Source organism: Thioalkalivibrio sp. ALE21 (genome assembly GCF_003208255.1).
GTDB classification, from domain to species: domain Bacteria; phylum Pseudomonadota; class Gammaproteobacteria; order Ectothiorhodospirales; family Ectothiorhodospiraceae; genus Thioalkalivibrio; species Thioalkalivibrio halophilus.
Genome location: NZ_QKMA01000029.1, coordinates 1 through 14491 on the forward strand (window position 1 = coordinate 1; position 14491 = coordinate 14491).

Below are 14491 nucleotides of genomic sequence, written 5' to 3' on the forward strand. Positions count from 1 at the left end.
CGACCACGGGATCGAGCATCGTCTGATCCGGCCGAAACGGCCGCAGACCAACGGAATGGTGGAGCGCTTCAACGGCCGCATCGCCGACTTGCTGCGGACCCGGCGCTTCGGCTCGGGAGAACATCTGAAGGACACCCTCCAGGACTACCAGCGCCTTTACAACCATCAGATCGGGCAGAAAGCGCTGGGGCATCGAACGCCGGTTGAGACACTCAAGGCCTGGCAACAGGAACGCCCCGATTTATTTCGTAAACATGTATACAAACAGCCGGGACCCGACAGCTAATGACAAAACTGCAGGGGGTTCCGTTGAACGCCACCGAGCTGCCCCCGTACCCGCGCGATGGCTACCTCCCGATCGAGGACCACGGACTGATCGGCGACGGCACCACCGCGGCCCTGGTGGGGCGCGACGGCTCCATCTCCTGGCTTTGCGTCCCGCGGTTCGATTCCGACGCACTGTTCTGCGGCCTGCTGGACCATCGTAACGGCGGCTTTTTCACGGTGGCCCCGGAGAGCCTGACCGGTGCCACGCAGCGCTACGAGCCGGACACCGGGGTGCTCATAACGGAGCTCCTGGGGCCGGAGGGACGCGTCCGCGTGACCGACGCGCTTACCTTTCGGGCCGGCGCCGACCTGTCCGAAGATGCCCCCGCCGGGCGCGGCGAACTCCTGCGGATGATCGAGGTGGTGGAGGGGCGCGTGCGCCTGCGGGTTCGGCTGGAGCCGCGCGGTGACGCCGAGTGCCGACCGCATGCGGCGGGCCTGCAGCTGCGCCTGAAGCGCCGCCCGGATCTCGAGCCGCACCTGGCCTCCTCGCTCCCGCTGGCCGGGCTGGACACCACCCACGAGCTGTCTGCGGGCGAACGCCACCACCTCATCCTCAGCTGGGAATCCGCCGGCCACCGCTTTCACCCCCGCCCGCCGGAAGAGCTCCTCGCGGACACCATCGCGGTGTGGCGCAACTGGATGCGCTCGTTCCGCTACCAGGGTCCGCAGACGGCGCTGGTCCGCCGCTCCGCGATCACGCTGAAAATGATGGATTACACCGCGACCGGCGCGATGATCGCCGCGCCCACCTCCTCGCTGCCGGAGGCAATCGGGGGACCGCGCAACTGGGATTACCGCTATGCCTGGATCCGCGACGCGGCCTTCTCGGTCTATGCGCTTGCCCAGATCGGCATGGGGCACGAGGCCGAGGGTTTTCTTGGCTGGGTACTCGATGCGGTGGACCGGGCCGGGCGGCCACGCGTGCTGTATGACGTGGACGGCCACGCTCCGCCACCGGAATGGCACGACCCCGGACTCGAGGGCTATCGCGGTTCTGCGCCGGTGCGCTGGGGCAACGCCGCCGCCGAGCAACGCCAGCATGACGTGTTCGGCGAGATCATGGACTGTGCCTGGCAATGGGTGCGTCGCGGCGGCGCACTCAAACCCGAGCTATGGGACCGGCTGCGGCGCCTCGTGGAAGCGGCGGCGAGAGAATGGCAGACACCCGACCACGGGATCTGGGAGGTGCGTACACCGGGGCGCCCGTTCACCTATTCCGCGGCGCTGTGCGCGGTGGCACTGGACCGGGGGGCGCGCATGGCCCGATCCATGGGCATGGAGACCGATGCCCGACGCTGGGAAATGGAGTGCGAGCGGATCCGCACGGCCATCCTCGAGCAGGCCTGGGACCCGCACCAGCAGACCCTGACCGAACACCTCGGCGGCGGCGGGATCGACGCCAGCCTGCTGGCCCTGCCGCTGCGGCGGGTCATTCCCGCCGACCATCCGCGCATGATCGCCACCACTCGCGCGGTGGTGCGTCGGCTGGGCGCCGGCGAAGGACTGCTGTTCCGCTATCTTCCCGATGAATCCCCCGACGGACTGGCCGGCCACGAGGGCGCCTTCCTGCTGTGCAGCTTCTGGCTGGCCGACAACCTTCTGCGCCAGGGCGAACGCGACGCGGCGATGGAGCTCTACGAGTCGCTGTGCGCCCGGGCCAGCCCGCTGGGCCTGCTGCCGGAACAGATCGACCCCGCCAGCGGGGCCTTTCTCGGCAACTTCCCGCAGGCGTTCAGTCACGTCGGGCTGATCTCCACCGGCATCAACCTGGGCCGGACCTGATCCGCAACCGGGCCGACCGGGCGTTCCGGTGGCGGCGCTTTCGTGCTATGAGAGAGGGGTGAGCGCTCGACCCGTCGCAACCTACCGTCTCCAGCTGCATCCAGGGTTCACCCTGGATGACGCGGCCGCGGTCGTGCCGTACCTGGCCGACCTGGGCATCAGCCATGTCTACCTGTCGCCGTTCCTGCAGGCCGTCACCGGCAGCACCCACGGCTACGATGTCGTCGACCCGGGCCGCGTGAATCCCGAACTGGGCGGCGAGGCGGCGCGCAAACGGCTGAACGTCGCCCTCGCCCGCGCCGGCATGGGGCAGGTACTGGACATCGTTCCCAATCACATGCCGATCGCCGGCGACCAGAACCCCTGGTGGTGGGATGTCCTCGAAAACGGGCCCTCCAGCCGCCACGCCCCCTGGTTCGACGTCGACTGGGAAGCCGCGGAAGAACGCTGGCCCGACAAGGTACTGCTGCCGGTCCTGGGCGACCATTACGGCCGTATCCTCGAGGCGGGCGAACTGCAGCTGCGGTTCGCCGAAGGCCGGTTCACGCTGCACTATTACGAACACCGCTTCCCCGTCGACCCCTCCTCCCTGCATGACCTGCTCCAGCGGGTCTACCGGCGCAGCGGCCCGGAGCTGCTCGGCTTTCTGGCCGAGTCCTGCGCACGCCTGCCACGCCCGCGGGTGACCGGCGGCGAGCCGGCCGAACGGCGCCGGCGCGACCAGGAGGTGATCCAGCGGCTACTGGACGAGACCTGCCGCGACAACGCCGGGACCCGCACCGCCGTGCAGGCCGAGGTCGATGCCATCAACGCCAGCCCCGATGCGCTGGACGCCCTGATCGGTGAACAGAACTACCGGCTTGCCTGGTGGCGCACCGCCGCAGAGGATCTGGGCTACCGCCGCTTCTTCGACATCAACGACCTGGCCGGGCTGCGCGTGGAGCGACGCGAGGTCTTTGACGCGATCCATGAGCTGCCCCTGCGCTGGACGGCCGAAGGCAGCGTGGACGGTCTGCGGGTCGACCACCCCGACGGGATGCGCGACCCCGGGGAATACTTCCGGCGCCTGCGCAAGGCCTGCCCGGAGGCCTGGATCGTGGCGGAGAAGATCCTGGAACCCGGCGAGCGCCTGCCACCACAGTGGCCGATCGCGGGGACCACGGGCTACGACTTTCTGAACCGGGTCCAGGGCCTGTTCGTGGATCCCGCCGGGGAGCCCCCGATGACCTCGCTGTACGAGAGCTTCACCGGGGAACCCGCGGATTGCGACACCGTGGTGGTCGCGAGCAAGCGCCAGGTCCTGCGGGAGCTTCTGGGCAGTGAACTCCACCGGCTGACCTCGCTGTTCGTGCTGATCTGCGAGCGCCATCGCCGCCACCGTGATTACACCCGCGAGCAGCTGCATCACGTGCTGCTGGAGGTCGCCGCCCGCTTTCCCGTCTACCGCACCTACCTGAGGCGCGGCGACACGGTGGACGAGGCCGACGCCCGCCGCATCCGCAACGCCATCGAACGGGCGCAGGCCGAAGCCCCGGAGCTGGATGCCGAGCTCCTGGACTTCCTGCGCGCCCTGCTCTCGCTGGAGGTGGAAGGGGAGCAGGAGTCCGAGCTGGCCCTGCGCTTTCAGCAGCTCACCGGCCCGGCGATGGCCAAGGGCGTGGAGGACACCGCCTTTTACCGGTTTCATCGGCTGGTGGCGCTCAACGAGGTGGGCGGCGCGCCGGACCGGTTCGGGGTATCCCCCGCCGATTTCCATCGCGCCTGTCGCGACGCCCTGGAACAGCACCCGGACGCCATGCTCGCCACATCCACCCACGACACCAAGCGCAGCGAAGACGTACGCGCCCGCCTGCTGCTGTTGTCGGAGATCCCGCAGGACTGGGGCCGCACCGTGGAGAAATGGCGCAAGCGCAACGCCCGTTACCGTGCGAGTACCGGCCCCGATGCCGCGACGGAGTATCTGATCTACCAGACGCTGGTGGGTGCCTGGCCCATCGACCCCGAACGCCTCTGCGCCTACCTGGAGAAGGCCGTCCGCGAGGCAAAGCAGCACACGCGCTGGACCCGGACCGACCCGGACTACGAACACGCCGTAATGAATTTCGCCCGCGGCCTGCTGGACGACCGGGCATTCGTCGAGGCGCTCGAGGCCTTCGTCCGGCCGCTGGTGGCGCCCGGGCGAGTCAACAGCCTGGCGCAGACCCTGATCCGGTGCACGGCACCCGGGGTGCCGGACACCTACCAGGGGACGGAGCTGTGGGATCTCAGTCTGGTGGATCCCGACAACCGGCGGCCGGTGGACTTCGGGCTGCGCCGTGAGCAGCTGGCCCGACTGGACGTGCTGTCACCCGCCGAGATCCTGGAGCGCGCCGATGAAGGCCTCCCGAAGCTGTGGCTGCTTCGCGAGGCGCTGGCCCTGCGTCGGCGCCGGCCCGGGGCGTTCGGGGTCGACGGCAGCTATCAGCCGGTGGCCGCCCGCGGGCCCCGCGCCGACCACGCCGTAGCCTTTTTGCGCGGCGACCAGGTGCTGACCCTGGTGCCCCGGCTGGTGCTCGGGCTGAGCGACGACTGGCAGGACACCGTGCTTCCTCTGCCGCCGGGGCGGTGGCGCAATGTCCTGAGCGGGGAGGACTTCGACGGCGGTGACATCCCGCTCGCGCAACTGCTGGCGACGTTCCCGGTGGCCCTGCTCGAACCCACGGGAGGTGTGCAGTGACTCGGGTGGCGGTCTGGGCCCCGCACACTGCCGACGTCACGCTGGAATGCGCCGGCGAACGCTTCCCGATGGCGCGCCGCGAGGGTGGCTGGTGGGCGGTGGACGCGCCCGCCGTGGCACACGGCGTGGACTATGCTTTCCACATCGACGATCGCGGCCCCTTCCCCGACCCGCGTTCACCCTGGCAGCCACAGGGCGTCCACGGGCCGTCGCGCTGGCTGGAGCATTCCCGGTTCCACTGGAGCGATGCCGGATGGCGCGCCCCGCCGCTGGTCTCCGCAGTCATCATGGAGATCCACGTGGGGACCTTCACGCCGGCCGGCACCTTCGATGCGGTGATCGACCGTCTGGACCACCTCGTCCGGCTGGGCATCACCCACATCGAGCTGATGCCGGTGGCCGAGTTTCCCGGGGAACGCGGCTGGGGCTACGACGGGACCAGCCTGTTCGCCCCGCATCACGCGCTGGGCGGCCCGGACGGCCTGAAGCGCCTGGTGGACGCCTGCCACCGGCGCGGCCTCGCCGTGCTCCTGGATGTCGTTTACAACCACCTGGGTCCGGACGGCAATTATCTCGGTCAGTTCGGTCCCTATTTCACCGACACCTACAGCACGCCCTGGGGCGATGCCGTCAACCTCGATGGCCCCGACAGCGACGAGGTGCGGCGCTTTGTCCTCGACAACGCCCGCATGTGGCTGCGCGACTATCACTTCGACGGCCTGCGCCTGGACGCGGTCCATGCCATCGTCGACACCTCCGCCACCCACCTGCTGGAGGCCCTGGCCGACGAGGTTCGGCACCTGGAGACGCAGACCGGCCGACCGCTGGCGCTGATCGCCGAAAGCGATGCGAACGATCCGCGCCTGATCCGGCCGGTCGAGGTCGGCGGCTACGGCCTGGATGCGCAGTGGAACGAGGACTTTCACCATGCCCTGCACGCCCTGCTGACCGGCGAATCGCAGGGCTATTTCGCGGATTTCGGCCGCCTTGAGCACCTTGCCCGCGCGCTCGGCCGCGGCTTCGCCCTGGACGGCCGCTACTCGCGCTACCGCCGGCGCGCTCACGGGCGGCCGGCCGGTGACGTGCCGGGGCGACGTTTCGTCGGCTGCCTGCAGAACCACGACCAGATCGGCAACCGGGCCACCGGCGAACGCAGCAGCCATCTGCTGTCGCACGGTCTGCTGAAGGTCGGTGCCGCGCTGGTGCTGACCTCGCCGTTCATCCCCCTGCTGTTCCAGGGCGAGGAGTGGGCCGCGTCCACCCCGTTCCTGTATTTCACCGATCACCGCGACGCGGATCTGGCCGCGGCGGTGTGTCAGGGGCGCCGTGAGGAATTCGCCGGGTTCGGCCACGATCCCGCGCGCATCCCGGACCCGCAGGCCGCCGAGACCTTCGAGCGCTCGCGGCTCGACTGGGACGAACCCCTGCAGGCACCCCGTGCGGACATCCTCGAGTGGCACCGCGCCCTGATCCGGCTGCGCCGTTCCCGAGCCGCCCTCGCCGACGACCGTCTCGACCGCATGCGCGTGGAATTCGACGAATCCCGCCGCTGGCTCCTGCTGCTGCGTCCCGATCTGGTGGTGGCCTGCAATCTCGCCGCCCGGCCGCAAACCCTCACCCTGCCGCCGGAGACCTCGCACCTGTCCCTGTACCTGCGTTCCGAGCCGGACATCCGACTGGATCACACCGGACTCCGGCTGCCCGCGGAAGCGGTCGCCGTGCTTGCCGGGCCGGACCCGCCGCAGGACTGAGAACGTGACGCATTCCCCTTTTTGCCAGCGGCGCCCGGAAACGCCACCTGCGTCCCCCGGCCCGGGCGACTACACTGGGCCCCACGCTCAACACCGGCCCTCCCCATGACGCACGATCCAGCCGCCCCTCCGGCATCGGAGGTCAGCGACGTCAACCAGCGCTTCTACGACCAGCTATGGGCGGACAGCCGCCTGGTCCGCCCCGAACGCTTCAACACCTGGGGCCTGGTTTCCGGCCTGGCCCGGAGCCACGACCGGCGACTCGAGGTCGGCCCCGGCATGCGCCCGCGCCTGCCCATCGAGAACACCCACTTCGTCGACATCAGCCCGCCGGCGCTGGATACCCTCGCCGCCGAGGGCGGCATCACCCATACCGCGCCGGTCTCCGACCTGCCGCACGCCGACGACAGCTTCGGTCTGGTGAGTGCCCTGGACATCATCGAGCACGTGGAGGACGACGAGGCGGCGCTGGCGGAGATCAGCCGCGTGGCCGAACCCGGCGCACAGGTCCTGCTCTCCACCCCGCTCCACCCCGAATACTGGACGCCGTTCGACGACATCGTCGGCCACTATCGCCGCTATGAACCCGACCGCCTCATGGACCTGCTCGACCGCCACGGGCTGGAGGTGGAACAAAGCGCGATCTTCGGCATGAAACCCCGGTCCTCGCGCCTGAACGACCTGGGCATGTGGTTCCTCGAGCGCCACCGGCCCGTGGCCATGAAGGTGTACAACCGCTTCCTCATGCCCCTGGGCCTGCGCCTGCAGAAACCGCTGAAACTCCATTCCGGCATGGTCGCCACCGACGGCGTGGAAGAGGTCTTCCTGGTCTGTCGACGCCGTTGATGAGACCCGCGCCGCAGCCCCGGACTTTTCAAGGCGCGGGTGTTCCGGCCAGACTGTAAACCTGTCCACGTCGCAAGGCCCCTCCCATGCGAATGCATCACTGCGCGCGCCCGTTACTCCTCCTCGCCATCGTCCTGCCGCTGGCCAGTGGCTGCGCGGCCGTCAGCGTGGCCAGCTCGGCCACCAGCGCCGCCGTCAGCGTCACCACCGGCACCGTCAAGGCCACCGGCAGCACCGCGGCCGCCCTGGGGCGCACCATCACCCCCAGCGGCAAGGACGACGACGAGGACAAAGACGAATAACCGGCGCGATACCCCGGCGGATTGCCGAAGCGGGGCATCAGCAACGCGGCCTTCACCGGCTACTGATCCAGCGCCAGTGCGAGAGCCTCCGGTCGGCGTGACACTTCCAGCTCAACAATGCACCCCCTGCGCCAGGACTACGTCTCCCACCTGCTGGAACTCGCCGGGGATCCTTTCGTCCGCAGAACGGTCGTAGCATGGGACAGCCAGACCGAGGGCCGATCCCATGGAATCTTTCGAGATCGAACGCGACCGGACAGTGGACCCCGCCGCGGTGGAACGCTACCGCGCACTGGACAGGATGTGGCCGAGGGACCAGAAAGCCCCGGACGCCCCATGATCCGGCCCTTCCGCCGCCGCACCGCGACCGGCACGCTGGACGCTATCTGGATCGCGGAACAGGCTGGCGCGCCGATGGCCCCGTGCGAGCGCATCGAACTCGACCTCGCGGGCCTCCAGGGCGATCGCTACCACGAGGGCCGGGGGCACTGGCATCCCGTCGAGGCCTGCCGCGTCACCCTGATCGGCGCCGAGGAGCTCGAACGGGCCCGGCGCCGCGCGCGGCGCCTGCGCCATCCCGCCAATCTCGTCCCCGGAGAGCACCGCCGCAACCTGGTGGTCTCCGGACTCGGACGCAGCCCGCGCGAGGGAGAACTCCGTATCGGCGACACGCGCTTCGTCATCGAGCGGCCGCGACCGCCCTGCGGCTGGCTCAATCAGGTCGTCGGCTACAACCTGGCGGCCGCCCTGCGCCACGACAGCGGCATATGCCTGCGCCCGCTCGAGACCGGGACCCTGCACGTCGGTGATCCCGTTCACTGGCACACGGCCCGCCGGAAAAGCGCCCCGTGAAGCACCACACTCCAGGCGGCCGCAAGGCCTCGCAGCCGCGGCTCATGCACCCGACGCGTGACTCGCCAACCGGCCGGTCCACGGCGTTGCGCCGCACAATCTTCTCTCGGGCAACGACGTGACGTTCGCGCGAGCAAGGCACTTCAGCGGGGAATAATCCGCGGCGCAGTCGTATCCTGCTTCTTCAGCTTCTTCGCCGCCTTCTTCTCTTTGGGCGTCAATACCGGTGGTTTCCTGGCTTCTTTGTTGCGCTGTCGAAGTTTGCTCATGATTGGCCTCCCGGGGAAACACGGATGCGTGTTTCCCTCAGTTTTTGTGGCGGCCCGTTCCGGCCGCAGCCCACGGGGGTTCTTCCGGATCCGGCGAACCGGAATGCATTCATCGAAGCCCGAAAAAACCCAGAATAAACAGGATGACGACGATCAGACCTATGATATAAATTATGTTGTTCATGAGGTTCTTCTCCGGGGTGGGAATGCCTCGGAATCGCATTTCGCAACCGAGATTGACCAGCATGACCGGTCGATTCTCTACGGTCTGTACGACGACGAACACTCGATCAAGGCCGTATACTCAAGGGAGGTCATACTGTCCCCATGGGTTCGGCACAATCCGACACCCGGGGAAGCCCGCAGAACCGGATTGGGTTCCGCGGTCCAGGGCGGGGCGAATGCCGCTCGCCCTCATCTCCCACGGAGGTTCCATGTCCAGTCTCACGCACCATCCCGGCGACCATGACCGGTTACGCAGCGACGCCGAAGAACGGCTCCGGGAAGGCACCGCTCCGCCCAGTCGCGGCTGGACCATAAGCCCGGACGCACTGGCGCTGCTGTACCGGCTGGCCAGCAACCCGACCGAAGCCGGCGAAGCACTCAAGCTGCTGCATGAGCTGCAGACCCACCAGGTGGAGCTGGATCTGCAGCATGAACAACTGGTGGCCAACGAGCAGGAGCTGGCCCAGGAAAGGGACCGCTACAAGGCCTTGTTCGATTTCGCCCCGGTCGGCTATTTCGCCATGACCCCGGAGGGTCAGGTCATCGAAGCCAATCTGGCCGGTGCCCAGTTGCTGGGGGCCGCAAGCACCAGCCTGGTTGGCGAGAGTCTCGCCGGTTTCCTCGCCCACGGAAGCCAGCCCGCGCTCACCGGCCTGCTCGGCCGCCTGCGGGATGGTCACGCCCAGGCATGCTGCGAGGTGCAACGCACGGGGGAGGAAGGCGTCGTGCACGAGCTCCATGTCGTGGCCAATACCTCCGCGAGCGGCGACTCCGTACTGCTGATCGTTTCGCCATCCGGCCAATCTCCCGAGGCCTGAGCACAGCCTCGGGCTTCGGCGGGCAATGGAGACTCAAACGCCTCCCTCCTCGACCCGGCCGCCGTCCATCGTGGGTATCGGCGCCTCCGCCGGTGGCCTGGCGGCACTGGAGCAATTCCTCGGAAAGGTACCGCCTGACAGCGGCCTGGCCTACGTCGTGGTGCAGCATCTGGATCCGACGCAGAAGGCGCTGCTGCCCCAGCTGCTGCAACGCGTAACCGCGATGCCGGTGCGTGAAGCCGAACACGGCACGCCGGTCAGGCCGGACTGCGTGTACGTGATCCCGCCGGACACCCAGCTGACCGTGGCCAATGGCACCCTGCAACTGGCCCGTCCGTCGGAGCCGCGGGGCCTGCGGCTACCGATCGATGTGCTGTTCTCCTCCCTGGCCGGCGACCAGGGAGAACGGGCCATCGGAGTCGTGCTCTCCGGCATGGGCTCCGACGGCACGCTGGGTGCCCTGGCCATCAAGGCAGTAGGCGGCCTGACCGTGGCCCAGGAGCCCGGGTCGGCGCAGTTCGAGTCCATGCCGCGCAGCGCCATGGCCGCGGATTGTGCCGACATCATCGGCCCGCCCGCGGCATTGCCGGCCCGCATCCAGGCCTATGCGGCCCGGATGCGCGACCCGGCTTCCTCGAGCCAGGACAATGGAGCGCAGGCCCTGGAAAAGATCGTGCGTCTGCTGCAACAACGCACCGGGCACGACTTCTCGCTTTACAAGTCCAGCACCCTGCAGCGCCGGATCGAGCGACGCATGGGCATTCACGAACTCTCTTCACTGGTGCACTACGCGGATTTCCTGGAACACAACACACAGGAAACCGACCTGCTGTTCTCGGAGCTGCTGATCGGCGTCACCGCCTTCTTTCGAGATCCGATGGTCTGGGAATATCTGGCGGAAACGGCCCTGCCGGCACTGCTCGCGCGGCGCGCTCACGAGCCCGAGCTGCGCGCCTGGGTCATCGGCTGCTCCACCGGCGAAGAGGCGTATTCACTGGCCATGGTCTTCAGTGAAGTGGTGGCACGATTGCCGCAACCCCATGGGTTCACCCTCGAAATCTTCGCCTCGGACCTGAGCGCGGATGCCATTGCGACGGCACGCCGCGGCATCTATCCCCTTTCGATCCGCGACCAGATCGGTCAGGAGAGGCTGGACCGTTTTTTCATCGAGCACGAGACCCACTACCGAATCAAACCGGAAATCCGTGACATGGTGCTGTTTGCCCAGCATGATGTGGCGCTCGCCCCCCCCTTCACCCGGCTCGACCTGATCGCCTGCCGCAACCTGCTGATCTATCTCGGCCCCGAATTGCAGCGCAAACTGGTGCCCCTGTTCCATTACTGTCTGCGTCCCGGAGGACTGCTGTTACTGGGTGGCGCCGAAACAGTAGGGGCATTCGGCTCCCTTTTTACGCCCGTCGAATTCCGATTGCGGCTCTATCAGCGCCGGGACGCGGCCCTGCAGAACGGCGCCCATTTCCTGCTGAACTCGTTTCCACCGCTTTCCGGCAGAACCAAGGAGGCTCGCGTGTCCCCTTCCGACCCCCGTTCTCCACTCCCCAGCAACCTCCAGACGGCGGCCGACCAGCTGCTGCTGCAGGTGTACGCACCGGCGGCGGTCCTGCTCAACGAAGCGGGGGACATCGTCTACATCAGCGGGCATACCGGAAAATACCTGGAGCCCGCGGCCGGGAAGGCTACCTGGAATATCTTCGCGATGGCGCGCGAGGGGCTGCGCGGGGCGTTGGTCGGTGCGCTGGAACGGGCCTCCGCCAGCCAGCAGCCGCAGCACCTCCACCGGGTGGAAGTGACAAGCCCGGGTGGCCCCTGCCGCGTGGCGGTCACGGTGGATCCCCTGCAGGAACCCGGGCCCCTGCAGGGCATGACCATGATCGTGTTCCGCGATGCCCCGCTTCCCCCGCCGGGTGACGGCGATATCCAGGATGCCGACGGAGACGCCCGCACGGCCGAATTGCAGCAATGCCACGACGAAATCCACCGCCTGCGCAACGAGGCGCGTTCCTCCCGGGAAGACCTGCAGTCCGCCAACGAGGAGCTGCAGTCCACTAATGAGGAACTTCGCTCGGCGAACGAGGAATTGATGACGTCCAAGGAAGAAATGCAGTCCATGAACGAGGAACTGCAGACCATCAATGCCGAGCTTCAGACCAAGCTGGACGATCTGGCACTGGCCCAGAGCGACATGCAGAACCTGCTCAACAGTGTCGAGATCGCGATCCTGTTCCTGGACCAGAACCTGAACGTGCGGCGGTATACCGAACGGGCCGCGACCCTCATCCACCTGCGGGAACGGGACCTCGGGCGGCCGCTGAGTGACCTGAACACGACTCTCGACTACCCCGGCCTGCACGACGATGCGCGCGAAACCCTGCGCACCCTCGCCTTTTCGCAGAAGCAGGTCCGGGCCGATGACGGCCGCTGGTTCTCGGTCCGCATCATGCCCTATCGCAGGCTGGACAACGTGATCGACGGGGTGGTGATCACCCTGCTCGACATCACCGGCCCCAACAGCCCGAAGCCGTAGAGCTCAACGGAGGTCACTTGAGCTGCATGTCGTTCTCGACGGACCGCACGCCCTCGACACCACTCGCAATCTCCACCGCCTTGTCGATATCCTCCCGTGAGCTGACGAAACCGCTCAGTTGCACGCGGCCCTGGTGGGTCCTGACCCTCACCTCGAATCCGCTCAGGGAGGGCTCGTTGAACAGCGCCGTCTTCACCTTGGAGGAGATCACGGAATCGTCGACGGTTTCGCCAAAGCTTCTCTGACTCTCCGTGGCGGCACAGCCCGCCATGAACAGGGCCAGCAGCACAGCAACGAACAGAAGCGCAAAGTGCTTGTAATTGTACACAATCCAGGACTCCTCTTTAGAATGGCAAGGGCGGCGAAAAAGCCCGGTCAAACCTTCCCTTGCCGTTGTTTCCGGCGGTATCAGATGTGACCCAGCAACAGCAGGACAAGGAGGATGATCAGCACCACTCCTATCAGCCCGCTGGGGGCATAACCCCAGTTCCGGCTATGTGACCAGGTCGGGATCACGCCGATCAGCAGAAGGATAAGGACGATAATCAGGATGGTTCCCACGGGCATGATGCAGTTCCTCCGGCACGGTGAGCGATATCGGTCGCGTCATTGCGACTGATGCATGGCTTCACTCTCGCGCCAGCAGGACGGGGAGATCTGTACGTTGCCGAACACACAGCGTGGCGTAACGGCGCCCAGCGAACCGGCAGGAATGCGCAGCCGGCTTGCCGGGAGGCCGGGGATGTGCGCTTGCGTACATACAGCCAGCGCGCGGGACGGATGCCCTGGCTCAGCACCATGGGCACCAATGCGGCCATCGTTGCGCTTGGCGCCCTGCTGATGTCGATGGTGGGTGCGGGGGCTTTCGTCGTCCATCTGCCCATCGCCAGTCTGGCCGCCGCGATCGGGATCCCGTGTGTGAGCGGTCATGCACACCCAGGAGCCGGTAGCGCGGTTCAGTGACGTTGGTGCACCCGGGCAGCAGTCAAGTGTCGGATTCCACGCACCGGTTCCAGCTCCCGGTCCGGCCACGGCATCAGCCGATCCGTTTCTTTCTTGACGACCTTGTAGCACTCGCAGCTCAGCTGCTCCAGCGCGGGACGGTCCAGCACCGTGATGTGCCCGCGCCGATAGTGGATCACGCCCAGCTCGTGCAGCTTGCGGGCCGCCTCGGTAATCCCCTCGCGGCGCACGCCCAGCATATTGGCGATCAGCTCCTGGGTCATGACCAGTTCGTTCCCCGGCAGCCGGTCCAGCGACAGCAGCAGCCAGCGGCACAGTTGCTGCTTGATGGTGTGGTGGCGATTGCAGACCGCCGTCTGCGCCATCTGCGTGATCAGAACCTGGCTGTAGCGCAGCATCAGGCGCATCAGCTCGCCATGCTGGTTGATCTCGCCGTCGAAAAGCGGGACCGACATCCGGAAGGCATGGCCGCCACTTTGGACCACCGCGCGACAGGTCATGCTGCCACCCCCCATGAACGACCCGATGCCGACCATGCCGTCGTTGCCCACCACCGCGATCTCGGCCGAGGAGCCGTTCTCCGTCAGGTACAGCAGCGACACGATTGAATCGACCGGAAAATAAACGTAGCTCGGCCGATCACCGGACTCGCACAGCACCTCGCCCAGCGTCAGCGTGACGGGTTCGAGCAACGCAAACACGCGCGCACAATCTTCCGAAGAAATCATGCCGAGAATATGGTTTTCCCCTGGTTCAGTCGATTGCGACATATCCTTCAATTCCTCCCCGTGACTAAGTGTCAGGTCACGCCTGATTGCATACCGCGAGAGAAGGCACCCCTGTTTCATGCCCGGGAGTGGATGAGTATTGTGCCCGATGAGCGAACGGGAGGCTGACCGCATGGCGAGTACCATCCATTCCAACGCCCGCACCACACCCCGGATCCGGCAGGAACTGCAGGAGGCGCCGGCCGGCGTCAGCGACCCGGAACTGGCCCGGCGCTACGGCATCAGTCGCATGACGGTGCGCAAGTGGCGCCGCCGGCGCACCGAGGTGGAAGACCGGACCCATCGTCCGAAGACGATGCACACG

Annotated in this window: 14 protein-coding genes and 1 pseudogene; 11 read left to right on the forward strand and 4 right to left on the reverse strand. The window is 67.2% G+C overall.

Features of this window, described 5'->3' with window-relative positions; genetic code table 11:
* From D893_RS13055 to D893_RS13085, 7 genes are all read left to right on the forward strand, one after another.
* Positions 1-286 (forward strand): integrase core domain-containing protein (locus tag D893_RS13055; RefSeq protein ID WP_146220558.1); only part of this gene is annotated, 286 nt, incomplete at its 5' end.
* Positions 287-309: 23 nt separating this feature from the next.
* Entirely contained in the window at positions 310-2112 is a 1803-nt protein-coding gene (locus D893_RS13060; protein ID WP_110620024.1) for a glycoside hydrolase family 15 protein, read from the forward strand.
* 58 nt (positions 2113-2170) lie between these two features.
* On the forward strand, positions 2171-4828 hold the full coding sequence (gene treY, locus D893_RS13065; protein ID WP_110620025.1) for a malto-oligosyltrehalose synthase: 2658 nt from the start codon (positions 2171-2173) through the stop codon (positions 4826-4828).
* Positions 4825-6579, forward strand: coding sequence for a malto-oligosyltrehalose trehalohydrolase (gene treZ, locus D893_RS13070; protein WP_110620026.1), 1755 nt, complete (start codon positions 4825-4827; stop codon positions 6577-6579). Before treY ends, treZ begins: the two co-directional genes overlap by 4 nt.
* A 105-nt stretch (positions 6580-6684) precedes the next feature.
* On the forward strand, positions 6685-7425 hold the full coding sequence (locus D893_RS13075; protein ID WP_110620027.1) for a methyltransferase domain-containing protein: 741 nt from the start codon (positions 6685-6687) through the stop codon (positions 7423-7425).
* 92 nt (positions 7426-7517) lie between these two features.
* Positions 7518-7727: a hypothetical protein gene (locus tag D893_RS13080; protein ID WP_018945821.1), complete on the forward strand. Its 210-nt coding sequence runs from the start codon at positions 7518-7520 to the stop codon at positions 7725-7727.
* A 336-nt stretch (positions 7728-8063) separates the two neighbouring features.
* The gene (locus tag D893_RS13085; protein WP_077243825.1) at positions 8064-8579 is read left to right on the forward strand and encodes an MOSC domain-containing protein; all 516 of its coding nucleotides are present in this window, start codon (positions 8064-8066) and stop codon (positions 8577-8579) included.
* Between the two features lie 143 nt (positions 8580-8722).
* Here D893_RS13085 and D893_RS14020 read toward each other — a convergent pair whose 3' ends face one another.
* Positions 8723-8848 (reverse strand): hypothetical protein, encoded by a 126-nt coding sequence (locus tag D893_RS14020; protein ID WP_255349524.1) that lies wholly within the window; start codon positions 8846-8848, stop codon positions 8723-8725.
* 434 nt (positions 8849-9282) lie between these two features.
* Here D893_RS14020 and D893_RS13090 point away from each other — a divergent pair, with 434 nt between their 5' ends.
* Both D893_RS13090 and D893_RS13095 read left to right on the forward strand, forming a co-directional pair.
* Complete coding sequence (locus D893_RS13090) at positions 9283-9891, forward strand: PAS domain-containing protein (protein WP_110620028.1); 609 nt, start codon at positions 9283-9285, stop codon at positions 9889-9891.
* Positions 9892-9916: 25 nt separating this feature from the next.
* Positions 9917-12436: a chemotaxis protein CheB gene (locus D893_RS13095; protein ID WP_110620029.1), complete on the forward strand. Its 2520-nt coding sequence runs from the start codon at positions 9917-9919 to the stop codon at positions 12434-12436.
* A gap of 13 nt (positions 12437-12449) precedes the next feature.
* Here D893_RS13095 and D893_RS13100 read toward each other — a convergent pair whose 3' ends face one another.
* Positions 12450-12707 carry a BON domain-containing protein gene (locus D893_RS13100; RefSeq protein WP_051130311.1) on the reverse strand — a complete coding sequence of 86 codons (258 nt, stop codon included), beginning with the start codon at positions 12705-12707 and terminating at the stop codon, positions 12450-12452.
* 137 nt (positions 12708-12844) lie between these two features.
* Positions 12845-12997 carry a DUF3309 family protein gene (locus D893_RS13105; RefSeq protein WP_208855977.1) on the reverse strand — a complete coding sequence of 51 codons (153 nt, stop codon included), beginning with the start codon at positions 12995-12997 and terminating at the stop codon, positions 12845-12847.
* Between the two features lie 207 nt (positions 12998-13204).
* Between D893_RS13105 and D893_RS13110 the strand changes: the two are divergent.
* Positions 13205-13348: pseudogene (locus D893_RS13110) on the forward strand (fatty acid desaturase); the annotation flags it as partial.
* A gap of 44 nt (positions 13349-13392) precedes the next feature.
* Here the strand turns inward: D893_RS13110 and D893_RS13115 are convergent.
* Complete coding sequence (locus D893_RS13115; protein WP_018945813.1) at positions 13393-14127, reverse strand: Crp/Fnr family transcriptional regulator; 735 nt, start codon at positions 14125-14127, stop codon at positions 13393-13395.
* Positions 14128-14299: 172 nt separating this feature from the next.
* On the opposite strand from D893_RS13115, the gene D893_RS13120 reads away from it, so the two are divergent.
* A partial coding sequence (locus D893_RS13120; protein WP_210434105.1) for a helix-turn-helix domain-containing protein occupies positions 14300-14491 on the forward strand: 192 nt, incomplete at its 3' end.